Genomic DNA, 25,102 nt, shown 5'->3' on the forward strand with positions numbered 1-25,102 from the left:
TTTATGTGTTGAAGTGCATAGGTTCGAAGGGGGCAGACGATGGAGATAAACGAGGGCGGTTGCCTTTGCGGCGCTGTTCGTTTCAAGACGCGCGGAAAGCTTCGCGAACTGATCTTCTGCCATTGCTCTCAATGCCGAAAGCAAACCGGGCTCTACTACGCGGCCACCAATGTGCCCGACCGTGAAATGGAAGTGGAAGGCGTCGAGAACGTGACCTGGTACCGTTCCAGCGATGAGGCGCGACGCGGTTTCTGCCGGCATTGCGGATCGGCCCTGTTCTGGAAGGCGGATGGACTGGACTACACGTCCATTCTCGCCGGTACATTCGACGGGTCGGTGGCGCTCGAGCCCGGCTATCACATCTTTTGCGCGGACAAGGGGCACTATTACGATATCGGCGACGACCTGCCGCGCTTTGCAGGATCGCGGCCGTAGCGGGCAGAGAATGCTCGGCAGTCAAGCAGCCCAATCGGAGGCTTGATCATAGGCACTGGCCAACGCCTCGACCTTGACCGCCTGCCAGGAGACATATTCCTCGATCAGCCGTGCGCTCAGCCAGAACCGTCCGCGTCGTCCATCCTCGGATTTTCCAAGGAACCCGGCTGCGTCGGCTCTGGCGAATATCCGGCGGACGTGGGTATTCGATATCAGGTAGTGCTCGGCCAGTTTCGCCAGGCTGACCTCGACCCATACCTTGCCGTCCATTGGCGCGAATTCGGAGACGCGCGTCATGAGATCGTCGAGGATCACACCGCCCGATTCGGACCAGACAAAGATGGCGACACCCTTCGGCGGCGTCGTCCATCTGCTGTCGGAGAGGAGGCGCCGTGCCGCGAGCGGCTGGGCGCGCTCGAAAATCGATTTGTCCGCTTCGACGCGTTCGATCCTGGTGCCGCCGTCAAGGAGATCGATCGTGCTCATCTGACTTTTGAACCAGAGTCGCATCGCGGTTTCGCTGACCTCGGTCGGCTCGAGGGGACGCGCTCTCTTGGTACGTCCGCCGGATGCCGGCTGAAGCATCTTGTAAGCGACCAGTTCCGCGAGGAAAGCGGCGGCCGTGTTGCGGCTGGCGCCCCCGGTATCGCGCATGAATTTGAGCAACCGTGCGGCGGTGATGCCCGATTCCGGGTTGTTGACGTCCCGTTCGAGATGGAGCGAATAGGCCGCTTGCGTCAGCATCCACTTCTGGTGTGACGCCACCAGGCGCGCCACGCGCGGAAAGAGGTCATTGAGGGCGATCAGCGTTCGCGCGCCTGCCTGCAATATCTGCGGGAAATTAGGATTTCGCACCAAGTCGCTAACCGTCAAGCCGGTTGGCACCTGCTGCTCAGAGCTGCCCTTCTCCGCGACCCGCTGCATCTGCTGCGCGTGCCCCCACTCCTGCGCTGGGGGCACTGCATGGTCCCTTCGCCCCACATTTACCATTCACGCGTTATGCTCAATGCGCAAGGCCTGCGTTTTGTTTCACACGAAATTGAAATCTGCACGTGTGCGAGCGCTTTACTGAACAAGAACGGGCCGTTGGCATTTGACGCCGGTGACGCGCACGTCGGCCTCGCCGACGCGCACGCCGACCAGGAGCAGGAGATTGTAGAGCAATTGATCGACGGGTGCGGTCACGGCGCCGAGTGTTTGCGCCAGAGCCTGCTGCAACAAAGTCGGGCTTCCGATCGAGAGGAGACGGCCCACATTGATCTGCGCGTCGAGATTGCCGAGCAGGGTCTTGGTCGTCGATGAGAGGATATCCCTGGTCGAGACGGTCTTGATCGTCCGCGAGGAAACCTCGGCAGGGCTGAATGCCAGGCGAGAGGGTTGCAGGTTCTTGGACTCGACATGGGCGATGCCGTCGATCTTGATGAGACCGTCGAGGAGCCGCGCCCGCGTCACCCGGGCATCGGACGAAAAGCTCGACAGGACGGTGGGATCGACATCGCCGAGGGCGATCTCCGCCACGCCCGGGACCGCATCTATGATCACCGCCGCATTCTCCGGCGTTCCGCCGTAGCAGCGGATATCCGAGAGCTTTGCTTCCGCATGGGCGAGTTCGACATAGATCGGTAGCCGTATGCGGGTCCCGGCGAGAGCCGCGAGACCGTCGATGACGACTTCGACAGCGAGGCGCGTTTGTGCCGTTCTTACGGCCGCGCCGGGTGAACCCAGGCGATGGCTCGGCGTTTCCACGGGCGGTTCGCCGATCGCGAGCCTGACTTTTACCGAGGCGATGCCCGGCAAACCCGCAACGGCGTCGAGTGCGATCTGATGCTCGCCGTTGGCGATCACCGCAGCGGCGGAGACGATCTGCAATGCACTGACTTTCATCGCCCAGTCCGAGCCGGCATCGACGCTGAGGCTCTTCTTCGGGTCGATGTTGAGGATCTGCGCCAGAGTGAGTGTCTGCTTGTTCCCGACTGTCGCGAGTTCGACGGCCTTGAGCGCTGAAGTCACCGTTCCGGAGAGGCCCTGCACAAGCCGAAGCGACCCGAGCAATTGCGGCATCGTCAGCTCCGCCGTCAGCACGTCTTCGTAGGAAGCGGCCGTGAGACTGAGGCGGGTGGCGATGATCTTGAGGAATGGCTGGATATCGATGTCGGCGTCGATCAATGCCTCGTAATCCATGACCTTCAGCGCAATATTGGTGCCGAGCATCTGGCCGAGGATCGCGTTCAAGAGACCGCCGTTGAGGCTGGCAAGGCGGGAGCCGACGGAGAAGGCAGCGATCTTTGAACTCGCCGCGGTACCGATGACGCTCAAATCCGGCGGCTCGCTGAACAGCGCCGCGAGATAGATGTCGCCCTTCTTCTCAAGCGTAACCTGGACGGCGTCGGCGGGCAGGGCCCCCCTGATGAACCTTTGGCCGGCATCGATCGCCGGGTCGGGGACGTAGCGCCCGCGCACGATCGTCGCCACCCCCTTGGCGGCGGTTTCGACGTCGTTCGGCAGCAGCTTGCCGTCGACCGTCATCAGGCCCGAGGGAGTCGAGACGGCGAAGCCGAGATCGTTGCTCCGGAAGTGGGCGAGGACGGTCTCTTCGGCGGAGCTTACATTGGCGGCCGCCGCAATGGAGGCGAGGTCCGCGACAGACTGCAGCTCGCGCCGCTGAAGGGTAAGATAGCCGTAATCGATGCCGAGCCCCATCGACGCGACCACCAGCGGCATGACGAGCGCCGCCGAGACCCCAATATTGCCGGTGCGGGACTTCAGGCATCGGCGGAAGGCGGTTGTCGCTCCATGCATCTCAGATACCTCCCACGCGTATCGTCGCGTAACGCTCGATCTGCTCGCCCGGCAGGGCAAAGGTGAAAAGCTTCCAGATCGGAAGATCGCTTGCGTCGTAGGAAATGGTGACGGTGAACTGGTTGGTATTGTTGGCGTCATCGCGGACGGTGACGTTCATACGGGAGGAGTCGATGAAGGTCTGGTTCATCGTCGTGCGCCGGATGTAATCGGTGGCAAGGCGCTCCCGTTCTTCCTGCGAAAGGCCCGCAATCGCAGTCCGCGCCGCATCCGCGGCGACCTGCTGGATGGAATGTGCGGCGCTCAGATAGATCCCGTAGGCTATCAGCGTCAGCACGCACATGAAGAAAAGCGGCGCAATGATCGCGAATTCAATGGCGGCAGCACCCTTCCGACTGGCGAGCAGGCGGTTGAAAACGGACATGCAGCATCTCCGAGTATTCTGAGTATTTGTTTCCAATTGTCCCTGCAGCTTCAGGGTGCGCCACAATCGTTAATTTTCTTATACTTTTTCAACCCATTGTTTTTTCTTGTGTAATATTGCCTTTTAGGAAATCTTTATTCGCGTTTTAATTGATTCACAGGAGGTCTTGCCACATTTCATGTGGTTGAAAGCAGTCGCCGCAAGGACTTGGCCTGGCTGGATTCCTGTGACGAGCACAGGAATGAGGGAGGCGGGGAAGCACGGCCTACGAGAAGTATTCCGAAGGACCGTACCCTCTCTACCTCATCCCTGTGCTCGCCACAGGGATCCAGCAGCGCCGCGTCTGCGGCGCGGGAGAGTCTTTTCAGCCCAATGACTTGGCCTGGCTGGATTCCTGTGACGAGCACAGGAATGAGGGAGGCGGGGATGCACGGGCGTTACGGCAACCTTCGCTCGAAGGACATGCGCGCCATCTCCTTCCGCACGGCCTATGAGAAGTATTCCGAAGGACCGTATCCTCTCCACCTCATCCCTGTGCTCGTCACAGGGATCCAGCAGCGCCGCGTCTGCGGCGCGGGAGAGTCTTTCCAGCCCAATGACTTGGTCTGGCTGGATTCCTGTAACAGGCACAGGAATGAGGGGGGCGGCGGGGAAGCATGACCAATGAGAAGTATTCCGAAGGACCGCACCCTCTCTACCCCTCATCCCTGTGCTCGTCACAGGTATCCAGCGCGGAGCGCTTGTGCTTCGCCCTCCGACCGAGTCCGTTCACAAACCGGCGCTGTAAAGCTCGGCATGGGACTTGAAGAAGCGCTCGGTGCTGTAGCGCTTGCCGAACATCATATCGTGCTGCAGGAAGCGGTAGTCACGCAGCGATGCGGGGACCTTCGGCTGGCGCAGCCAGTCGGCGACGTCCTTGCCGTTCTTGCGGATCAGCATGTAACGGTCGAGGACACGGTAGTGGTCGTAGACCTTGCCCAGGAACCCCGTGTAGTAGGGATGCTCGTAGCCGGCCTGTTTCAGGATCTGGTAGGAAAGGAAGGCCGGGCTGATCGTGCCGATGTTCTTCTTCGGACCCGTCTTGTTCGACCAGACGACGAGCGGCGTTTCATGTTCGGCCTTCATCTGATCCTTCGGTCCCTTGCGCTCCGCCGTAATGCCCTTCATGTAACCGGTGCTGGAATAGACCGTGTTCAGCGGCGGGAGGTGGTCGCCGAAGAGAACGATGATCGTCTCCCGGTCGCGTTGTTTCGCCCAGTCCATCAGCATCTTGAGGCTGTCGTCGGCCTCCTTCACGCCTTGCGCATAGGTGGCGAGCACCTGGCGATCGGCTTCGGGAAGGTCGCCCTCAACCTTGATCGTGTTCTTCGCATAGCGGTTGGCCTCATACGGACCATGGCCCTGCAGGGTCACCGCGAAAAAGAAGAAGGGGTCCTCCACTTCGTCCGCCTGGCGGATGATTTCCTTCGTCAGGGACTCGTCCGACGCGAAGATGCCGCGCTTCTGCATGGCCGGCATGTTCTCTTCCGACCGGAACATGTCGAAACCGAAGGCCTTGTAGACGGCTGTGCGGTTCCAGAACCATCCCTGGAAAGGGTGAATGGCGCGCGAAACATAACCCTCGCCGCGGAAGAACGTGGCGAGCGAGGGAATCGGATTGCGGATATATTGCTGGTAGGGGATGCTGCCATAGGGCAGGAACGCGTTGGAAAAACCGGTCAGCGCTTCGAATTCGACATTGGCGGTCATGCCGCCGAACTCCGGAGAAAAGACGTTGCCGCCCTGCAGTTCACGGATGGTCGGCATGGGATCGGGCGTCAGCTTCACCTTGGGAAGACGGGTCGGATCCCAAAAGGATTCGCTCATCAGCACGATCACGTCCGGTTTGCCGCGATGGGTCGTGCCGGCGGGAAGCGGCTTTACCGGAATCCGGTCGATCGCGTCCGCCATATAGCCGGCCGGCGCGTTTACATTGGCCATCGGGAGGTTGATGGCAAAGGCAAGCGCGAAGCCGTTATGGCGGTAGTTCTCGGTCTGGTCCCACATGATCGGGATGACCCGAAGCCGGTCACGTATCCACGAGAACTGGTTGTAGTCCATGATGTTCCAGAATGCGACCAGCAGCGGCAGGGCGAATGCGATCCGCATCAGCCGCTCCCGACGTGTCAGCTTGGGAAAGTTCTGCCAGGCGAACCGCAACAGGAGAGCGCCAACGACGATGGCCGCGATCAACCCGGCGACGACGCCGACCGCGGTCCACGGCCTGTCCTTCACGAGTACGGGCATCAGTTCCATGATCTGCCGGCCGAAAAGAAAATCGGTCGGATAGAGCGGATCGGACAGGAAGACCTGCTTCTGCTGACTGATGAATGCCGGCACGACGGCGAGCGGCGCGATGAGCAGCGCGGCTTTGTGTTCGCGACCGAACAGGGCATCGACGCCAAGCATGGCGAGGAAGAACACGGCGACCGTGGTCCATGCCGGACGCATGGGATCGGCGAAATAGGCGACGGTGTCGGGCCAGGACCAGCGCACGATCACTTCGACGGTGAAGACGAGCGCTATCGCAATGAGAAGCGTGAAGAGCGCACTACGGGCGCCCGACAGGGTTCTCGTGTATCTTGCGGAAGAGCTTTCCCCGTCGGCGTAGACTTGAGAGCTGCTCACGGCGGAATCGATACGGGCCAACGGGCGTCTCCAGTTTCACAAATATTTCACTCCACCGTCATACGACTGTCATCTTGAACAGGGGATGAATGGCGGAAACGGCGCCGCCGCCGCCTGGTTCCTGTGGCCGCGCAAGAATTTCTGCACTTCGTGTAACGGTCCGAAAACACGGAGCTTTTCGGATTTTTTCCGCCGGATCTCGATTGAGTGTGGGTTTTTTCCCGCCGGATGCGGTAAGAACAACGCGAACGAAACATGCATTCGCTGACGAGAGACGACGGGCCCGCTCATGACTGCACAGAAAGCCGCTCCCTCAACGCTACGGATCGCCGTGGCACAGCTCAATCCGACGGTCGGAGACATTGCCGGCAACGTTGCAAAGGCACGCGAGGCACGGACGGCGGCGGCGCGCGAAGGCGCCGATCTGCTGCTTCTGACCGAACTCTTCATCTCCGGCTATCCGCCGGAGGACCTCGTCTTGAAGCCCGCTTTCCTGAAGGCCTGCGAACAGGCGGTGGAGAAGCTTGCGGCGGAGACGGCAGATGGCGGGCCGGGCGTCGTCATCGGCTTTCCGCGGCAGGCCGCCGGCCTCCGGCACAATTCCGTTGCGGTTCTCGACGGTGGCAGGGTCATCGCCATCCGCGACAAGGTCGACTTGCCGAACTACGGCGAGTTTGACGAAAAGCGCGTCTTCGACGCGGGTGAGATGCCGGGCCCGGTGAATTTTCGCGGCGTGCGGATCGGCATTCCGGTATGCGAGGACATATGGGGCGATCTCGGCGTCTGCGAGACCCTCGCGGAGAGTGGCGCCGAAATCCTCCTGTCGCCGAACGGCTCGCCATACTATCGCGGCAAGGTCGACGTGCGCCATCAGGTGGTGCTGCGGCAGGTGATCGAGACCGGCCTCCCGATGATCTACGCCAACCAGCTCGGCGGCCAGGACGAGCTGGTTTTCGACGGCGCGAGTTTCGCCTTCAACGCGGACAAGTCGCTGGCATTCCAGATGAGCCAGTTCGAAGAGGCGGTCGCCGTCTCCGAATGGAAAAGGGGCGCGGGCGGCTGGATCTCGGCCAACGGGCTCAAGTCGCGCATACCGGAAGGCGAAGAGGCGGATTACCGCGCCTGCATGCTGGGCTTTCGTGATTACGTCAACAAGAACGGTTTCAGGAACGTCGTTCTTGGCCTGTCCGGCGGCATCGATTCGGCGATCTGCACGGCGCTTGCGGTGGATGCGTTGGGCGAGGAGCGGGTTCGCACGGTCATGCTGCCCTACCGCTACACCTCGCGCGAATCGTTGCGGGATGCCGAGGCATGCGCCAAGGCGCTCGGCTGCCGCTACGACATCGTAGCGATCGAAGAACCGGTCGAGGGCTTCCTCAGCGCGCTCGCCGACACGTTCGAGGGAACCGAAGCGGGCATTACCGAGGAAAACCTGCAGAGCCGCACGCGCGGGACGATCCTGATGGCGATCTCCAACAAGTTCGGCTCCATGGTGGTGACGACGGGCAACAAATCCGAAATGTCGGTCGGTTACGCCACGCTTTACGGCGACATGAACGGCGGTTTCAATCCGATCAAGGATCTCTACAAGATGCAGGTTTACGCGCTGGCAAGCTGGCGAAACGGCACCGTTCCGCCGGGAGCGCTAGGCCCGTCAGGCGAAGTCATTCCGCAGAACATCATCGACAAGGCGCCGTCGGCCGAACTCCGCCCCGACCAGACGGATCAGGATTCGCTGCCGCCCTATCCCGTGCTCGACGACATTCTCGAATGCCTGGTCGAGAAGGAGATGAGCACGGAGGAGATCGTCGCCCGCGGACATGAGGAGGCAACCGTTCACCGGATCGAGCACTTGCTCTACATCGCTGAATACAAGCGCCGCCAGTCGGCGCCGGGCGTGAAGATCACCAGGAAGAATTTCGGCCGCGACCGGCGTTATCCCATCACCAACCGCTTCCGCGACAGGGGGTAATCATGCGCAGTTCGGTGGAGATCTTCGACATTGCGACCGGCGAGACGCGCGTCGTCTGGCAGACGGAGCGGCTGGTCGAGGCACCGAACTGGTCACCCGACGGAAAATTCCTCATCATCAACGGCGACGGCAGGCTTTACCGGCTTGGCTTCGACGGTTCCGATCCCACGGAGATCGACACCGGCTTTGCCCGGCACTGCAACAACGATCACGGAATCTCGCCCGACGGCAGCACGCTCGTGATCAGCGACAAGACGGAATTCGGCAGTTCGGCAATCTATCTCCTGCCGGCAGAGGGCGGCACGCCGCGGCTCGTCACACGCAACCTGCCGTCCTACTGGCACGGCTGGTCGCCCGACGGGCGCATGCTTGCCTATTGCGGGATCCGCGATCAGGTCTTCGACATCTACACGATACCGGTCGATGGCGGGGAGGAACGCCGCCTGACGCAGGGGCAGGGCCGCAATGACGGGCCGGACTGGTCTGCGGACGGGGAGTGGATCTATTTCAATTCGAGCCGTACCGGCCGCATGCAGATCTGGCGGGTTAGGCCGGACGGCAAGGATGTCCAGCGCATCACCGACAGTCCTTATGGCGACTGGTTTCCGCATCCTTCTCCGGACGGCAGACACCTGCTCGTGCTCTCCTATGACGGCGATGTCTTCGACCACCCGCGCGATCTCGACGTGCGTCTCCGCCTGATGGATCCGGACGGCGGCAATGCGCGCGTACTGCTCGAACTCTTCGGCGGGCAGGGGACGGTGAATGTCCCGAACTGGTCGCCCTCGGGCACCGCCTTTGCCTTCGTACGCTACGAACCGGAGGAATAGCCAGCGGGGGTCAGATACGCGGCAGGTTGTAAGGGGTGATTACTTCGACCGCGGAAAGATGCCGCTTTTCGGAGGCGCGCAGTGCGCCCCGGCGCTCCAGGACCGCGTGGAAAGCCATGCGGACGTCCGTTTTCAGGTCGTGGTGAAGAACGAACTGGACCAAGCCCCGACGCAGGAGATCCAGATTGTCCTCATCGAGGTCGTGAGCGACGAAGAGAACGCAGCCGCGCTGCAACTGTCCGAAGGCGTCGAGCACAGCGCGATTGCCTCCGCCGATCGAATAGGCAGCATTGATCTCCGGATGGCTGGTGATTGCCTTAAGGGCAAGAGCGCCTGTCTCCTCGTTCCTGCCATGGCCCTCGCTGATCTCGACCACGCCGATATGCGGATATTTTTCCCGCAGCACGCGGCGAAAACCGATCTCGCGTTCCTCTTCGCCGCGAAAGCGACTGCTCGATATGGTGACCAGCACAGTCGCAGGCCGGTCCGCGAAGCGCTCGCCGATCAGGTAGGCTGCGGTTTCACCGGCGGCGCGGTTGTCAGCCCCGGCATAGGCCGTTCGCGATGAATGCGGCAGATCGGTAACGAGCGTGACGACCGCAACTCCGGCATTTTCGAGCCGCGCCACGGCGGCGGCAATCTCCGGCACGTCGGGCGCCTTGAGGACTACTCCGTCGGTTCCCCGAAGCCGAATACGGTCGAGCAACTGGCTGATGTCCTGCGGCCGCATGGTCTCGGCGAAATGGAAGCGGGACCGGAAAACCGTAGGCATGAAGGTCGCGGCTTCGCTTTCGAATGCCTTGCGCACCGCTTCGGTGAAGCGTTCCGGCGCCTCCATCACCACGTCGACGGCATATCTGCGTCCCTGTACCTCAAGGCCCGCCTGCTGTCTCTCGAGTTCACGAATGGCTGCATTGACGCGCATCACCGTTTGCTGGCGCACGCCCCGCCGGCCGTTGAGGACGCGATCGACGGTCGCCGTACTGAGTCCCGCCTGGAAGGCGATGTCCTTGACAAGAAACGGATGTGCCACCGGTCCCTCCTGATGGCTTTTTGATGGATTCCTGCTCTATATCAGAAGCGGGCAAGCCGTATAGTCGCATCATCGTCATCCTTGAGGAGGAGAGCTGATGAAGACGGACAATCCCGCGGGGGCGCGTCTGGAACGCGTGTGGCTCAGTGAGGCGGCCTGCGATATCGAGGAATTTCGTGCGGCGGTCGAGCACCGTGTCAGCCTGGCGGACTATCCGTACGCGGCGGACTGCCAGAAGAACGTCCTGATTTATGACAGCGCCCGTCTTGCCGGCGATTGCGCCACGCAGGACGGCAGGCGGTCGGTGCTTGCGGAGATCTGCGAGGCGCTTGCGACCGGGCCGGGCGTGGCGGTCTTCAAGCGCGCCTTCACCGATACGCGGGTGATCGACGAAGCGAGCCGCATCTTCGACGAGATCATCGAGGAACAACACCGCACCAACAGCGGCGGCGGCGATCATTTCGCCAAGCCCGGCGCTAACGACAGAATCTGGAATTCACTCGAAAAGCACTGCCTGAAGAACCCCGAGAATTTCGCGGCCTATTACGGCAACGCCATCATCGCGCTCGTCAGCGAAGCCTGGCTCGGTCCGAACTACCAGATGACGGCGCAGGTCAACCGCGTCAATCCCGGCGGCGCGTCTCAATCGCCGCATCGCGACTATCATCTCGGCTTTCAGACCTCGGCCGTTATAGAGCAGTATCCGGCGCATGTGCACAGGCTCTCGCCGGTCCTGACGCTCCAGGGCGCGGTCGCCCATTGCGACATGCCGGTCGAAAGCGGGCCAACCCTGTTCCTGCCCTATAGCCAGACGTATCTGCCCGGATATCTCGCTTTGAAACGGCCGGAGTTCCGCACCTATTTCGAAGAGAACCACGTGCAATTGCCGCTGGAGAAGGGCGACGTCGTGTTCTTCAACCCGGCGCTTTTCCACGCCGCGGGCAGCAACCGGTCTGCCGGAATCAAGCGTGTGGCCAATCTTCTGCAGGTATCCTCCGCCTTCGGCCGGGCGATGGAAACGGTGGATCGCGAACACATGTGCGCCGTGCTCTTTCCGGCTCTGAAAGTTCTTGCGGCCGGAGGCAAGCTCACGCAGGACGAAATTGCCAATGCGGTTGCCGCGTGCGCCGAGGGGTATTCGTTCCCGACCAATCTCGATCGTGATCCGCCGGTTGGGGGGCTGGCGCCCAGGACGCAGGCACAGCTGATGCACGAAGCGCTCGCCGGCGAATGGAGTGTTGAGGCGTTTGCCGAAGCGCTGGCCGATCAGGCGGCGAAAAAGCTAAGCTAGCCGTCTTGGCTAAGGCCTTTTGAGACCTTGAGTTTGTCACGGCTACTGCGAGATGGATGATGGCGCTGGTGCTCTGGTGGGTTTGTCGGCGCGTAGGGCGGTGCGGACAAGGTTGCCGAGCACGTCGGTCAGCGTGGGGAGGACTGCAATCTCTCCTCCTCATCTCTGTGCTTGTCACAGAGATCCAGCAGCGCCGCGTCAGCGGCGCGGGAGGAGTTCTTTCAGCCCAAGGACTTGGTCTGGCTGGATCCCTGTGACGAGCACAGGGATGAGGAGATCAGACAAGTAGCGGCGGGTATCCCAAATCTCAACAGGCATTAATGCACGCTCACCAAGGCATATTCACCAACATCTCAAAGGGAGGATCAGGATGAGCACGGACCACGCCCGACTGGACGGGAAGATCGCCATTGTGACCGGGGGCACGCAGGGGCTCGGTGCCACGATTGCCGCACTCTTCGCGGAGCGCGGCGCCGCCGGCGTCGTCATTTGCGGGCGCAACGCGGCGAAGGGCGAGGCGAAAGCTGCCGAGATCGCCGCGGCGACGGGTTCGAAGGTCGTCTACGTACCGGCGGATCTCGAGCGGGTGGAGGATGCCCGTGCCGTCGTGGCGGCTTGCGACCGCGCCTTCGGCCGCGTCGATGCGCTGGTCAACGCCGCAGCGATCACCGACAGGGGTACGATCCTCGACACCAGCCCGGAACTCTTCGACCGGATGTTCGCGGTCAATGTGCGGGCGCCATTCTTCCTGATGCAGGAGGTGATAAAGGTGATGCGGCGCGAGAAGACGGAGGGCACGATCGTCAATATCGGCTCCATGTCGGCGAAGGCGGGTCAGCCCTTCATCGCAGCCTATTGTGCGTCGAAGGGGGCGCTGGAGACGCTGACCAAGAATACCGCCTATGCCGTCCTTCGCAACCGGATACGGGTCAACGGCCTCAACATCGGCTGGATGGCCTCGGAAGGCGAAGACCGGATCCAGCGCGAATATCACGATGCGCCGGCGAACTGGCTCGAAAAGGCGGCAGCGAGCCAGCCCTTCGGCAGGCTCGTCGACCCGGCCGAGGTCGCGCGTGCCTGCGCCTATCTCTCATCGGCAGAATCCGGCCTCATGACGGGTTCCGTCATCTGCTTCGATCAGTCGATCTGGGGTGCCTATGACGCCTCGCCTCATCCGGAGGCGCCGCTCTGAAGCTCCCGCTTGCTTGCCTTGCCTTTCGTGGGGACCTGTGGCCATATGCCGCCGTCAGGTGCCCGCGAAATGCGGGAGAATCGGGAAGCCGGTGCAGTTCCGGCACGTGCCCAGCGCTGTGAAGGGGACGTTCTCGCCAAAAAAAGGCTCTGAATCTTTTCAGAGCTTTGCCACTGAATATTGAAGCTATTCGGGAAGGCGGTGCGAACGGATGATCCGAAGTCAGAAGACCGGCCTGGCGAGATAGACCGGCCCCGCGCGGACGGCGGGAGGTTTCCGCATTGTTGGGGATCGAACGATGCTGCCTGACCCGAACGGCTGCCTTACGGCCGCCGGAGCTTTTTCGTCGGACGAGCGCGCCGCCGTCTATCGTGCCATTGAGACGCGTCGCGACGTGCGCGACGAGTTCCTGCCCGAACCATTGTCCGAGGAACTGATCGCCCGCCTGCTCGGTGCGGCGCACCAGGCGCCGTCAGTCGGCTTCATGCAACCCTGGAACTTCGTGCTCGTGCGCCAGGACGAGACGCGGGAGAAAGTCTGGCGGGCTTTCCAGCGCGCCAATGACGAGGCCGCAGAGATGTTTTCCGGCGAAAGGCAAGCGAAGTACCGGTCGCTGAAGCTCGAAGGCATTCGCAAGGCGCCGCTCAGCATTTGCGTGACCTGCGACCGGACGCGCGGCGGAGCGGTCGTCCTGGGCCGCACCCATAATCCGCAGATGGATCTGTACTCGACCGTTTGCGCCGTCCAGAACCTCTGGCTCGCCGCGCGGGCGGAGGGCGTGGGCGTCGGCTGGGTCAGCATTTTCCACGAGAGCGAGATCAAGGCTATCCTCGGAATCCCGGATCATGTCGAAATCGTCGCCTGGCTGTGCCTCGGTTTCGTCGACAAGCTGTATCAAGAGCCGGAACTCGCCGCGAAGGGCTGGCGACAGCGCTTGCCGCTCGAAGATCTCGTTTTCGAGGAAGGCTGGGGCTCCGTTAGATGACGATGTTATTAGGTCGGTCGACCAAAAAACTTGAACGCGATCGATTCCAAGAGGTTAGAGCGGGATGCGGCGGAAAACCGCACACACTTTTCCTCACCCCGCCCCAAGGCCTGTTGAGTTTCGGGATACCCGCCGCGGCTTGTTGATCTCCTCATCCCTGTGCTTGTCACAGGGATCCAGCCAGACCAAGTCCTTGGGCTGAAAGGACTCTTCCCGCGCCGCAGACGCGGCGCTGCTGGATCCCTGTGACAAGCACAGGGATGAGGAAGAGGAGAGATTGCAGTCCTTCGATACGTACAGCGCCGCGCGTCTTATCAGACGCGCTTTGATCTTCTGCATGTTTTTGTCCTTTGATCGGCAACGGTCAAAGGACAAGTCCAGTAGGCCGCGCAGTCGGTACTCAAGGAATTCAAGAGCATCGCCATTCTTGCAAAATGCTCGCAACGGCGTATGTCAGTTTTCCTGCAGCGGCTGGTAACGGGGCCCAAGCGGATGCTTGAGGTCGATCGCGCTCTCTTCCTGCGGAAGGAAGGTCGGACCGACGACGCGGACCTTGTTTTTGGCCGGGTCGTAGGGCCGTTCTGCTATCGGCTTGGCCGGCGCCTTCTTCTCGCTGCCAATGGTTATGACCGACGGGCTGACGACGGTGAGCTTGCCGGCGGAGCCTGCCTTTTGCCCGTTGGCATCCGTTGCGGGGTCCGGGATTCCGCAGCCACAGATGCCGGGTGAGCCGACACTGCGCGCCCGGTAGGCGAAGGCCGTTGGGAGATCGGTGTAGGGCAGGCCGGTCGTCGCCGAAACCATCTGGTCGGCTTCTTCCGTCGCGAGCACATGATAGTAGAGCTCCGTCTCCGCACCCGGGCATCGCGCGCGGCAGAGATCGGCGTCACGACCGAAGTCTGCCGGCGTGGCATGCGAGGAGATGGGAAAGAAGGCGCCATCGCATGTCCTTACGCACATGGTTCTGAGGCTGCCGGCGAAATCGTGCTCCGTGAGCGGTAGCTCGGCCCGGGGGGCGTCGAGCAGAAGCGGATAGGCATCGCTGTCCGGCGGCAGGTCGCGCAGGATGTTCCGGTGAACCTCCGTTCCCTCGGCGGCGCTCGCAAACTGGCCTTCGGCGCTTCCGGCATCCCAGCCCTCTCGGGGCGCTCCCGAGCAGCCGTTGAGTTCCATGGCAGCGAGGATGCGCCGACGAACGTCGTCGTCACCACCGCCGATCAGATGCCTACGCTGCGCCTTGAGTTGCCGTAGATTCGCCTCCATGCGCGCGATCGTGTCGTCGAGTTCGGCGCAAGCGGCCTCGTCATCGCCGCCGATGACGACGACGCTGTCGCTGCTGCATTCCATTCGGCGGCGATCGTTCTTGGCGCGGCGCAACTCGATGTTCTGGCGGGAGACCGCACCTGTGAAATCGCGCAGGCTGGCATTCGTCGTGAAACCTGTGGGAAGGCCGGCGAGGCGTGCGCCCAGCCGTTCGCAAACGCCGGACGCTGCGGCCGGGCCGGCTGCGGCCAGCGCCAGCGGTACGAGAACCGCCGCGATGCGCCGGATCTTGGATGCCACCTTCGGGGACGCGGACACGTGCTTCTTCCTGCATTGCAGCGGACCGTTGCCGATGTGTCCGCCTTACCGTCTCATCATAGGACCTTGTCGAGATGGCGCAACGGGAAGAGGGCATCTGCGTTAATTCGCAATGCCCGTGGATGGAAGCTGCGGGCCGTGCGATCTGCACGGCCCGGATTATCGGGTCAGGCGGCGCGTGCCGTTTCAAGCGACATCGGGCGATCGAGAACGGTGCCCTCGATGGAGGCCACCGCCTTCATCGTTTCGAGCAGGTTCCTGCTCACCTCCCACGCGATGGCGACCGCATGGACGGAGCCGATCCTGTGCGGATCGGCGATGCGCTCCCCAGGGCAACCCATGCGGCGGAACATTCGCTCCAGGAACACATCGGTGACCGTGACGATATGGCTGATGCCCGAGGCAAGGCTCATTTCGCCCACACCGCACATCAGTTCGGCCGCGGCGATGGTGACCTGGTTCGATGCGCGATCCTGGGAGATTTCGGGATCGATGCAGAAGCGGCTCGATTCCCACACCGACGCACTACGGATTTCCGGATTGCCCCCGAGCAGGATCGGGAACGTATCGTCCAGCATATTCGGCCCGAGCGTCGGAAGGAGCCTGAGGGAGCCACGAATCTTGCCGGTGTCCGGCGAGTACGACATGACATAGAGCGGATTGGCCTTGTCGTAGTGGTCGATTTCCCAGTCCCCTTCGGTCTTGACGTCCCATTTCAAGAAGTCGTGGAACACGCGCTTACGCAGCCGGAACATCTCGTCGATGGCCTGGGGGTGCTGGCTGCGACCGTTTCCGTTCACTATCCTGATCATTTTTTCGCTCCATGCGTGATTACGCGATGTAGCGATGCTGTCAGGCTCGGATGACACATGTAACTGTCTATAGTGACAGTTTATTTCCTCATTTTTTCCCAATAGATTTGTGGGGGAATCTGCGAGTGGCCGGTCCTGTCCCGGGCCGGCAACCCGTCAGATGGTGGGGATCAGAGCATGTCGAACAGCGTGCGCTACAGCTTGCGTGTTGGACACTACATTGAGTTTGCGGCGGGCATTGGTCATGAAGAAACGCACCGTTCGCTCGGATATGCCGAGAATCGTTGCGATCTCCCAGTAGCTCTTGCCGGCCGCCGACCACGTGAGCACCTCCGTTTCCCGCCCGGTCAGGCGGAGATCGCGCTCGTCGAGCGCCCCGGCCATCGCCGAATGTTCGAGCATGGAGGCGTGGAAGAGGTTGGCAGCCAGCTGGAAATCGCGCAGATGGCAGCGGCGGTAGGCGGACCACTCAACCGGCGACATGTTTGCACCGATTGCGAGGAGCGCCATGCGGCCCGCAGGCGAGGGGAGCGGTAAGGCCACGCCTTCGGTGGAAAGCCCGATTTCTTCGGCCGCCTCGAAGAGGGGCTCGCATTCCGGAAAGCGGCGCCGCGCTGTCGCCCATTCCACCGGCCTGACACCGCCGAGCGCAAGCTTGAGGATCGGGTCGATCCTGTAAAGCCCCCTGGCGGCGTAGATTTCGGCGGCGTAGGCGCCGAAAGTGTGATGCAGGCGGCAGATTCTCAAACCATCCGGAAGAGACTCCGCCTCCAGATACAGGAGATGCGAGATGTTGAAGGTTCGACGCATCAGGGCGAAGAAGCGCTCGGGGTCTGCGCAACCTCCATATTCCACGATATCCAGCAAATTGAGGACAGCCTGTTGATTAGCCATGCCGTAACACCGAAACTTGCCCCTATAATAAACATGGTTTACGGCGGCCGGTTTTGTCTAGTGCAATATTTCATAAACGGTGCAGTAATCCCGCTTATGCAATCATAAGTTGACTTTTTAGCCAAATATCGCTGACGCGGCTGCGTCGGTCCCGTGGAAGCGGCGTTTTTCCGCCCTCCAGTGAATGAGGAGGCGCGCCACCCCTCAGACGGGATGGCTTGATTCGACGACGGCCAGCGCTGCCATGTTAACGACGCCGCGCGAGGTGACGGACGGCGACAAAATATGCGCCGGCAGCGCCGAGCCCAGAAGGATCGGGCCGACATGCAGGCTGTCCGTCATGGTTTTGACCACGCCGAGCGTGATATTGGCCGCGTCGAGATTGGGGAAGACGAGCAGGTTCGCTTCGCCGTTCAGCGTGCTGTCCGGCATCACGCGTTGGCGCAGGACCTCGGAGATGGCGGAATCGCCGTGCATCTCTCCGTCCACCTCGAGATCGGGGGCGAGCTCGCGCACGAGCTGCAGTGCGGTGCGCATCTTGAAAGCGCTCTCGGAATCGCGCGAGCCGAAGTTCGAGTGGGAGACGAGGGCAGCACGCGGCGTGATGCCGAAGCGGCGGATTTCGTTTGCCGCCATCACTGTCGTCTGAGCGATCTCCTCCGCGCTCGGGCTGAAGCTCACATAGGTATCGGTGAAGAAGGTCGCGCCGCGTTGTGAGATCAGGAGGCTGAGCGCCGAGAAGTCGAGTACGCCCGAACGCTTGCCGATGATCTGCGATACATCGCGCAGATGCCTGCTGTAGCGTCCCTCGACCCCGCAGATCAGCGCGTCCGCCTCGCCGCGCTTGACGGCGAGCGCGCCGATGACCGTCGTATTCGTGCGCACGATCGTGCGGGCCGCCTCGGGAATGACGCCGAGCCGCCCGACCAGGGCGAAATAATCATCGACATAGTCGCGATAGCGGGGGTCGCCCTCGGGATTGACGACCTCGAAATCGACATCGGGGCGGATTCTGAGGCCGTAGCGCCGCAGGCGGGTCTCGATGATTTGCGGGCGGCCGATCAGGATCGGCTTGGCCGTGCCTTCTTCCAGCAGCACCTGGGCGGCGCGCAGCACCCGCTCATCCTCGCCCTCGGCGAAGATGACGCGGTTCTTCGCCGCGTTCTTCGCTGCAGCAAAGACCGGCTTCATGATGAAGCCGGAGCGGAAGACGAAACGGTTGAGCTTGTCGAGATAGGCGTCGAAGTCCTGGATCGGACGCGTGGCGACGCCGCTTTCGGCCGCGGCCTTTGCAACGGCCGGCGCAATGCGCAGGATCAGCCGCTGATCGAAAGGCGAAGGGATCAGATAGTCGGGGCCGAAGACCGGCGTTTCGCCGGAATAGGCGCGCGCGGCGACATCCGACGGTTCCTCGCGGGCAAGGCCGGCGATCGCGCGGACCGCCGCCATCTTCATTTCTTCGTCGATGGTGCGTGCGCCGCAATCGAGCGCGCCACGGAAGATATGCGGGAAACAGAGGACATTGTTGACCTGGTTCGGGAAGTCCGAGCGTCCGGTGCAGATCATGGCATCGGGCCGCGCGGCGCGGGCCACCTCTGGCATGATCTCCGGCGTAGGATTGGCCAGCGCCATGATCAGCGGCTTTTCGGCCATCCGGGCCAACAGTTCAGGCTTGAGGACGCCGGCGGCCGAGAGCCCCAGAAACACGTCCGCCCCACCGATGCTGTCGGCGAGCACGCGATTGTCGCTCTCCTGTGCGTAGACGGCTTTCCACTCGTCCATCAGGGCCTCGCGCCCCTTGTAGACGAGACCTTCGATGTCGTGGACCCAGATGTTTTCGCGCCTGGCGCCCAGCGTGACGAGGAGGTTGAGGCAGGCAAGCGCCGCCGCCCCGGCACCGGAGGCCACGATCTTGGCCTCGGCAATGTCCTTGCCGGCGAGTTCCAGGCCGTTCAGGACGGCGGCCGCGACGATGATCGCGGTCCCGTGCTGGTCGTCGTGGAAGACCGGTATTTCCATTTTCTCGCGCAGACGCCGCTCCACCTCGAAACATTCGGGAGCTTTGATGTCCTCGAGATTGATGCCGCCGAAGGTCGGCTCCAGCGCCGAGATGACGTCGACCATCCGATCGACCGTCGGTGCGTCGATCTCGATGTCGAAGACGTCGATCCCTGCGAACTTCTTGAAGAGAACAGCCTTACCTTCCATCACGGGTTTGGAGGCGAGGGGACCGATATTGCCGAGGCCGAGAACGGCGGTGCCGTTCGATACCACGGCGACGAGATTGGCGCGGGCGGTGAAATCGGCAGCGGTCTCGGGGTTGTCCTTGATGGCGAGGCAAGGTGCGGCGACCCCGGGCGAATAGGCGAGCGCCAGATCGCGCTGGTTCCCGAGCGGCTTGGTCGGCTGAATCTCGAGCTTGCCGGGGCGGGGATAGCGATGGAAGAAGAGTGCCTGCTGATCGATGTCTCCGCTGGCGGGAACGGCCTGGGATTTCGCTTTATCGCCCGTGTTCATGCCTTTGCATTCCTTGAATTCTTGCGTGGACCCGAGAGCGCGGTTGTGAAATCGCGTTCACGTCCGGTGCTGATAGATGTCGTGCCTTTTGGCATGAATCGCCCGGCACGTACAGTTTCGACGCGGTTCTTTCCAGCCATGGCTACTCGGCGCTCGCTGTGTGCTCCGCGTCCCATGTCATCTTCCTGAAACACGAGTCTGATTTTGACGGTCGTGAAACGGCTAAACCAGGATGAGGCTGGCATGGCGGCATCGGCACCCCAACAGGATTCCGTTCGGAAACTGCGGACGCTTTTCATTTCCGATGTTCATCTGGGCTCGAAAGCGGCCAAGACGGACTTTCTCCTGGATTTCCTGCGGCACCACGAGGCGGAGACGATCATTCTCGTCGGCGATATCGTGGACGGCTGGCGTCTCAAACGCAGCTGGTATTGGCCGCAATCCTGCAACGACGTGGTCCAGAAGCTTCTGCGCAAGGCACGAAAAGGCACGCGCATCATCTACATCCCCGGCAATCACGACGAGTTCCTCCGGGACTTTCCGGGCGTTCACTTCGGCGGTATCGAAGTGGCGCAGCGCTATCTCCACAAGGGCGCGGACGGGCGGACCTATCTCGTGCTGCACGGGGACGAGTTCGACGTGGTCGTGCGCAACGCACGCGTTCTCGCCTATCTCGGCGACTGGGCCTACGACATGGCGATCGCCATCAATATAGGCCTTGCGGCGATACGTCGTCGTCTCGACATGCCTTACTGGTCGTTTTCCTCCTGGGCCAAGCTGCAGGTCAAACATGCGGTGAACTTCATCGGCGAGTTCCAGAAAGTCGTGACCGAGGAAGCCCGTCGTCACGACGCGCAAGGCGTGATCTGCGGCCACATCCATCATGCGGTCATCGAGGACATAGACGGCATTCGGTACATAAACACGGGCGACTGGGTGGAGAGTTGCACGGCGATCGCCGAGCATCACGACGGCACGATGGAGCTCATCACCTGGCACCAGATGCGCGGCGACACCGCCGCTGGGCAGCGAGCCGGGGAGGCCGAGACGATGCCCGTCAGGCGGTTCGCACCGCAGGCCGCCTAAGTGATTCTGCGGGGTAAGGGAAAACTCCCGGAGGGGGCCGACTATCGTTCCGGTGGACAAGCACCCGCAGTGACGAGCGGGATGAGGAAAAGTGTGCGCGGTTTTCCGCCCGCATCCCGCGTCTCAACTTTTTGGAATCGATCACGTTCATGTTTTTAGGTCGACTCGACCTAAAACATCATGATCTAGCCGATGGCAAACACACGCGCGGTTGTGCTAATGGTGGCCCACAGCCATCAGGTCCTTCCATGATTCCGTCATCTGCTCCCGCATTCGTCGCGGGGCCCCCGCCGCGCCATTTCGCACTCCGCATCGCGCTTCTCTTCTCAGCGCCGCTGATCGTCAACGGTTTCGCCATGCCGTACTTTCCGGTCTGGCTGAGCAGCCTGTCGCTCAGCGACTTCGAAATCGGCATAGTGCTTGCAGTTCCGATGTTCGTCCGGGTAATCACCGCACCGCTGGCGGGCGTTCTCGCAGACCGCATCGGCGAGCGGACGATCGTCCTGATCTGGTCGGGCATCCTATCCTTCGCCGCGGCCATCGTTCTTTTCTATGCGCAGAGCTTCTGGCCGGTGCTCGTCATCTACACGCTGCAATCGGCGGTTTATTCGCCATATGTGCCGATCGTCGAGGCGATCGCCCTTTCGGGCGTGCGGCGCTGGGGCTTCGACTATGCGCAGATGCGTGTCTGGGGTTCGGTCGCCTTTATCGGGGCGACGATGCTGGGTGGCTGGCTGATCGGGATCGTCGGCGGGCAGATGGTCCTGCCCGCCATGGCGGCGGGCTTCGCGCTCACCATCCTTTTGGCGGTGGCCGCGCCGCGTGTCGGCCGTCCGCGCAGGCCATCACCGATTACCGCAATCACCGAGCCGCCGCCGCAATCGCTGCGCCAGGCGGATCTGCAACTGCTGCTGGTCGGCGTGACACTGGTCAACAGCAGCCATGCGATGCTCTTCGCCTTCTCCGCCATCTATTGGCAGCATATCGGCTACAGCGGCACCCAGATCGGCATTCTCTGGAGTGCCGGCGTCGCGGCGGAAGTGCTGATGTTCTTCCTCGCCAGGGCGATCGTCCGCCGTTTCAGCGTCTGGACGATGATCTTCTCCGGATGCCTGCTCGCGGTCGTACGCTGGCTGATCTTCCCGATGGATCTCGGCTTCTCGGGCTATTTCGTTCTGCAGTGCTTTCACGCCTTCACCTATGCGATCATGCATACGGGCATGCAGCACAAGCTGGTCGAGCGTGTCGCGGAGGAGCAGGAGGCGTCGGCGCAGGGGCTCTACTTTTTCTACACCGGCATCTTCACGGCGATCTTCACCTTTCTGTCGGGCTATTTCTATGCCTGGTTCGGCGTCGACGGCTTCTACTCCATGTCGGTGGTCGCGCTTTCGGGCTGCCTTTTCACCTTCCTCGGCTGGTATCTTCAGCCCCAGAGGCTGGCCTCCGGCGGAAAGACGAGCGAGGCCTCGTAGCGAAGGCCCGGCGAGCGGTCTTTCGAGAGCAGCAGCGGTCCGTCGAGATCCACGAAATCCGCGCCCTGCGCGACGAGCACCGCCGGCGCCATGGCGAGCGAACTGCCGACCATGCAGCCGACCATGATCTTCAGGCCGAGAGCTTCGGCCGCAGCGCGCATGCGCAGGGCCTCCGTCAGCCCGCCGGTCTTGTCGAGCTTGATGTTGACCGCATCGTAGCGGCCGACGAGCCTTTCGAGGTCCTCCGTGGCATGCACGCTTTCGTCGGCGCAGACGGGTACCGGGCGGGGCAGGGAGGCGAGTATCTCGTCGCGGCCGGCGGGCAGCGGCTGTTCGATGAGGCTGATGCCGTTCTCGGCGCAGGCGGCGAAGTGGGCGGCAATGTTGGCTTCCGTCCATCCCTCATTGGCGTCGAGAATGATGCGGCTCGCCGGCGCGCCGCTCCTGACGGCGCGAATGCGCGCCGTGTCGTCTGACGTTCCGACTTTCACCTTGAGAAGCGCCCGATGGGCGTGTTTCCCGGCCTGGGCCCTCATCTCCTCCGGCTCGGCGAGCGACAAGGTGTAGGCGGTGGTCAGAGGCGTCGGGCCAGCGATTCCGGCGAGCGCGGCAGCGGAGCTTCCGCTGCGCTTTGCCTCGAGATCCCACAGGGCGCAGTCGACCGCGTTTCGCGCGGCGCCGGCCTTCATCGCCGTCTGCAGGTCGGTGCGGGTCATGTCCTCTTCGATGAGGGGCCGCACGGTCTCGATGGCGCTCAGCACCGACTCGACCGATTCGCCGTAGCGGGCATAGGGCACGCACTCGCCCCAACCCGATAGCTCGCCGTCGGTGATGCGGCAGGTGACGACGCTTGCCGTGGTTTTCGAGCCGCGCGAAATGGTGAAAGCGCCTGCGATCGGGAAATGTTCGACGGTGGCTGTAAGAGTAATCGGCATAGGGACCCCTTGACTTCATCCGCTCCGGACCGCGAATGGCGGAGTTTCGCGAAGCTTGCGGCCCATTGTGTCATTTCTGTCGCACCAAGGGCACTGTACGACTTTGAATTCCCGCATGATTTTGTCATCAAATCGATTCTGGTTTAAGAGACTATGCGGAGAACGAACTGAAAGACCGATATCACGTGACGCGTGCCCAAACAGAGACCGCTGCCGACGTCGTCGTCGATGAGGGCGCCGCCGGAAACGGTCGGCGCTATGTGTTCAGCGGCGACTGGCGGCACGAGACGGCGGAGGCGATGGCCGCCAAGCTGAAGCGGCTTGAAAAGCCCGCGGGCGGCCAGAGCGAATTCGACTTCTCCGGCATCACCCGGATGGATACGGCGGGTGCGTGGATCATTCGCCGCTTCATGAATGGGACAGCCGACGAAGTTCGTTTCACGGGCGGCGAGCGCTACGCCGAATTGGTCCGCGCACTGCCGAAGCAACTGCGTCGGCCGGAAGAGAGTGCGACGAGAATGCCGCTTTTCCAGCGGCTGTTTACGCCCGTGGGTGAGCTGACGGTCTCCATCTGGACCGACACGGTGGCTGCCATGTTCATCCTGGGCTCTGCGGTACGCGGCGCGCAGATGAAGCTCGGGCGTCACGCCGGCGTTTCGCCTGCTGCGATCGTCCACCAGATCGACCGTATGGGCGTCATGGCGACGCCGATCATCACCCTGATGTCGTTCCTGATCGGCGCCATCATAGCGCAGCAGGGAGCGTTCCAGCTCCGCTCATTCGGCGCGGAGATTTTCGTGGTCGATCTCGTCGGCATCCTGCAATTGCGCGAGATCGGCGTGTTGCTTACCGCGATCATGATCGCCGGTCGGTCGGGCAGCGCGATTACTGCCGAGATCGGCTCCATGAAGATGCGCGAAGAGGTCGATGCGCTCAAGGTCATGGGCTTGAGTCCGGTCGGCGTTCTTGTCTTTCCGCGTCTCGTGGCGCTGACGATCGTCCTGCCGCTCCTGACGATCATCGCAAACTTCGCCGCGCTTGCCGGCGCCGCCATGGTGGCATGGGCCTATTCCGACATCACGATACCGACCTTTTTGGCGCGGTTGCAGGAAGCGGTCGATTTCTCCTCGGTCGCGGCCGGCATGATCAAGGCGCCCTTCATGGCCCTCATCATCGGCGTCGTTGCCGCAGTCGAGGGACTGAAGGTCGGAGGCAGCGCCGAGTCGCTCGGGCGGCGCGTGACCTCCTCCGTCGTCAAATCCATATTCGTCGTGATTCTGATCGACGGATTGTTCGCCATGTTCTACGCGGCAATCGATTTCTGAGGTAGGCGAACATGGTTCAGGCGGTCATCGAAAAGCAAGCGGATGCGGGGGGCAAGCGAGAGGCGGTGCTCTCCGTTCGCGATCTGACCGTCGGCTTCGGCGACCATGTCGTTCTCGACAATCTCAATCTCGAAGTGCTGCGGGGTGAAATTCTCGGCTTCGTCGGCGCCTCCGGTACCGGCAAGTCCGTACTGATGCGCACGGTCCTTCGGCTTCTGCCGAAGCGTTCCGGCACGATCGAGATTCTTGGCGCCGACTACGACAGTATGGGCGAGGCCGAGCGCATCGCACTCGATATGCGCCTCGGCGTGCTGTTCCAGCATGGCGCGCTTTTCTCCGCCCTTACGGTGCGTGAGAACATCCAGGTGCCGATGCGCGAATATCTCGATCTGCCGCAAGACCTGATGGACGAGCTCGCGCGCCTGAAAATCGAACTGGTCGGCCTCGCACCGGAGGCCGCGGAGAAATATCCGTCGGAGCTTTCCGGCGGCATGATCAAGCGCGCGGCGCTTGCACGCGCGCTTGCGCTCGATCCGGACCTCGTCTTTCTCGATGAGCCGACGTCCGGCCTCGATCCGATCGGTGCTGCGGAGTTCGACGAGTTGATCGCCAAGCTGCGGGACACGCTTGGATTGACCGTGTATATGGTGACGCACGATCTGGACAGCCTGTTCTCGGTCTGTGACCGGATCGCGGTGCTCGGCAAGAAGCGCGTTCTCGTCGAAGGCACCATCGAGGATATGCTCGCCTGCGACGAGCCCTGGGTGAAGTCGTATTTCCGGGGCAAGCGCGCAAGGGCAATCGTGCGCGAGCAGGATTGAGCCGGGAATGCGCAGGCGGGGGAGCTACGGC

Annotated in this window: 20 protein-coding genes and 1 riboswitch; of the genes, 10 read left to right on the forward strand and 10 right to left on the reverse strand. The window is 62.2% G+C overall.

Annotated elements, in window-relative coordinates:
• The first annotated feature begins 39 nt into the window (after positions 1 to 39).
• Positions 40 to 435 (forward strand): GFA family protein, encoded by a 396-nt coding sequence (locus M1D34_RS05990; protein ID WP_153313522.1) that lies wholly within the window; start codon positions 40 to 42, stop codon positions 433 to 435.
• Between the two features lie 21 nt (positions 436 to 456).
• Here the strand turns inward: M1D34_RS05990 and M1D34_RS05995 are convergent, their stop codons facing one another.
• From M1D34_RS05995 to M1D34_RS06010, 4 genes are all read right to left on the reverse strand, one after another.
• Positions 457 to 1,395 carry a hypothetical protein gene (locus M1D34_RS05995; protein WP_318853612.1) on the reverse strand — a complete coding sequence of 313 codons (939 nt, stop codon included), beginning with the start codon at positions 1,393 to 1,395 and terminating at the stop codon, positions 457 to 459.
• A 105-nt stretch (positions 1,396 to 1,500) separates the two neighbouring features.
• Entirely contained in the window at positions 1,501 to 3,234 is a 1,734-nt protein-coding gene (locus tag M1D34_RS06000; protein WP_153313523.1) for a TadG family pilus assembly protein, read from the reverse strand.
• A gap of 1 nt (position 3,235) precedes the next feature.
• A complete protein-coding gene (locus M1D34_RS06005) occupies positions 3,236 to 3,658 on the reverse strand; it encodes a TadE/TadG family type IV pilus assembly protein (protein WP_003535062.1) in 423 nt (140 codons plus the stop codon).
• A 768-nt stretch (positions 3,659 to 4,426) separates the two neighbouring features.
• The gene (locus tag M1D34_RS06010) at positions 4,427 to 6,346 is read right to left on the reverse strand and encodes an LTA synthase family protein (RefSeq protein WP_498781169.1); all 1,920 of its coding nucleotides are present in this window, start codon (positions 6,344 to 6,346) and stop codon (positions 4,427 to 4,429) included.
• Between the two features lie 268 nt (positions 6,347 to 6,614).
• Between M1D34_RS06010 and M1D34_RS06015 the strand changes: the two genes are divergently transcribed.
• Both M1D34_RS06015 and M1D34_RS06020 read left to right on the forward strand, forming a co-directional pair.
• Complete coding sequence (locus M1D34_RS06015) at positions 6,615 to 8,297, forward strand: NAD+ synthase (RefSeq protein WP_498781171.1); 1,683 nt, start codon at positions 6,615 to 6,617, stop codon at positions 8,295 to 8,297.
• Between the two features lie 2 nt (positions 8,298 to 8,299).
• Complete coding sequence (locus tag M1D34_RS06020; protein WP_010969512.1) at positions 8,300 to 9,127, forward strand: TolB family protein; 828 nt, start codon at positions 8,300 to 8,302, stop codon at positions 9,125 to 9,127.
• Between the two features lie 10 nt (positions 9,128 to 9,137).
• On the opposite strand, the gene M1D34_RS06025 is transcribed toward M1D34_RS06020, so the two are convergent.
• Positions 9,138 to 10,160, reverse strand: a complete 1,023-nt coding sequence (locus M1D34_RS06025) for a LacI family DNA-binding transcriptional regulator (protein WP_498781173.1) — start codon at positions 10,158 to 10,160, stop codon at positions 9,138 to 9,140.
• A 97-nt stretch (positions 10,161 to 10,257) separates the two neighbouring features.
• Here M1D34_RS06025 and M1D34_RS06030 point away from each other — a divergent pair, with 97 nt between their 5' ends.
• From M1D34_RS06030 to bluB, 3 genes are all read left to right on the forward strand, one after another.
• Positions 10,258 to 11,451, forward strand: a complete 1,194-nt coding sequence (locus M1D34_RS06030) for a phytanoyl-CoA dioxygenase family protein (RefSeq protein WP_498781175.1) — start codon at positions 10,258 to 10,260, stop codon at positions 11,449 to 11,451.
• A 370-nt stretch (positions 11,452 to 11,821) separates the two neighbouring features.
• Complete coding sequence (locus M1D34_RS06035) at positions 11,822 to 12,643, forward strand: SDR family oxidoreductase (RefSeq protein WP_127540103.1); 822 nt, start codon at positions 11,822 to 11,824, stop codon at positions 12,641 to 12,643.
• 39 nt (positions 12,644 to 12,682) lie between these two features.
• A riboswitch (cobalamin riboswitch) is annotated at positions 12,683 to 12,896 on the forward strand.
• A 45-nt stretch (positions 12,897 to 12,941) separates the two neighbouring features.
• Positions 12,942 to 13,628, forward strand: coding sequence for a 5,6-dimethylbenzimidazole synthase (gene bluB / locus M1D34_RS06040; RefSeq protein WP_498781178.1), 687 nt, complete (start codon positions 12,942 to 12,944; stop codon positions 13,626 to 13,628).
• A 453-nt stretch (positions 13,629 to 14,081) separates the two neighbouring features.
• Here the strand turns inward: bluB and M1D34_RS06045 are convergent, their stop codons facing one another.
• The 4 genes from M1D34_RS06045 to M1D34_RS06060 all read right to left on the reverse strand — a co-directional run bounded on the left by M1D34_RS06045 (position 14,082) and on the right by M1D34_RS06060 (position 19,432).
• Entirely contained in the window at positions 14,082 to 15,209 is a 1,128-nt protein-coding gene (locus M1D34_RS06045; protein WP_498781180.1) for a DUF2865 domain-containing protein, read from the reverse strand.
• Positions 15,210 to 15,376: 167 nt separating this feature from the next.
• Positions 15,377 to 16,021 carry an acyl-homoserine-lactone synthase gene (locus tag M1D34_RS06050; RefSeq protein ID WP_498781182.1) on the reverse strand — a complete coding sequence of 215 codons (645 nt, stop codon included), beginning with the start codon at positions 16,019 to 16,021 and terminating at the stop codon, positions 15,377 to 15,379.
• Between the two features lie 156 nt (positions 16,022 to 16,177).
• Positions 16,178 to 16,915, reverse strand: coding sequence for a helix-turn-helix transcriptional regulator (locus M1D34_RS06055; protein WP_003534108.1), 738 nt, complete (start codon positions 16,913 to 16,915; stop codon positions 16,178 to 16,180).
• 204 nt (positions 16,916 to 17,119) lie between these two features.
• Positions 17,120 to 19,432, reverse strand: a complete 2,313-nt coding sequence (locus M1D34_RS06060) for an NADP-dependent malic enzyme (RefSeq protein WP_498781185.1) — start codon at positions 19,430 to 19,432, stop codon at positions 17,120 to 17,122.
• A 243-nt stretch (positions 19,433 to 19,675) separates the two neighbouring features.
• Here M1D34_RS06060 and M1D34_RS06065 point away from each other — a divergent pair, with 243 nt between their 5' ends.
• Together M1D34_RS06065 and M1D34_RS06070 are read left to right on the forward strand one after the other, a co-directional pair.
• Positions 19,676 to 20,518, forward strand: a complete 843-nt coding sequence (locus M1D34_RS06065) for a UDP-2,3-diacylglucosamine diphosphatase (RefSeq protein WP_127540095.1) — start codon at positions 19,676 to 19,678, stop codon at positions 20,516 to 20,518.
• Positions 20,519 to 20,766: 248 nt separating this feature from the next.
• Complete coding sequence (locus M1D34_RS06070; protein ID WP_027989258.1) at positions 20,767 to 21,990, forward strand: MFS transporter; 1,224 nt, start codon at positions 20,767 to 20,769, stop codon at positions 21,988 to 21,990.
• Here M1D34_RS06070 and dgcA read toward each other — a convergent pair.
• Positions 21,942 to 22,925 carry an N-acetyl-D-Glu racemase DgcA gene (gene dgcA, locus M1D34_RS06075; protein WP_498781187.1) on the reverse strand — a complete coding sequence of 328 codons (984 nt, stop codon included), beginning with the start codon at positions 22,923 to 22,925 and terminating at the stop codon, positions 21,942 to 21,944. The genes M1D34_RS06070 and dgcA overlap by 49 nt on opposite strands.
• Positions 22,926 to 23,110: 185 nt before the next feature.
• Between dgcA and M1D34_RS06080 the strand changes: the two genes are divergently transcribed.
• Together M1D34_RS06080 and M1D34_RS06085 are read left to right on the forward strand one after the other, a co-directional pair.
• The gene (locus M1D34_RS06080) at positions 23,111 to 24,250 is read left to right on the forward strand and encodes an ABC transporter permease (RefSeq protein WP_498781189.1); all 1,140 of its coding nucleotides are present in this window, start codon (positions 23,111 to 23,113) and stop codon (positions 24,248 to 24,250) included.
• Between the two features lie 11 nt (positions 24,251 to 24,261).
• Positions 24,262 to 25,071: an ABC transporter ATP-binding protein gene (locus M1D34_RS06085; RefSeq protein WP_027989255.1), complete on the forward strand. Its 810-nt coding sequence runs from the start codon at positions 24,262 to 24,264 to the stop codon at positions 25,069 to 25,071.
• The last annotated feature ends 31 nt before the right edge of the window (positions 25,072 to 25,102 follow it).

It is taken from the genome of Ensifer sp. D2-11 (assembly GCF_054161295.1).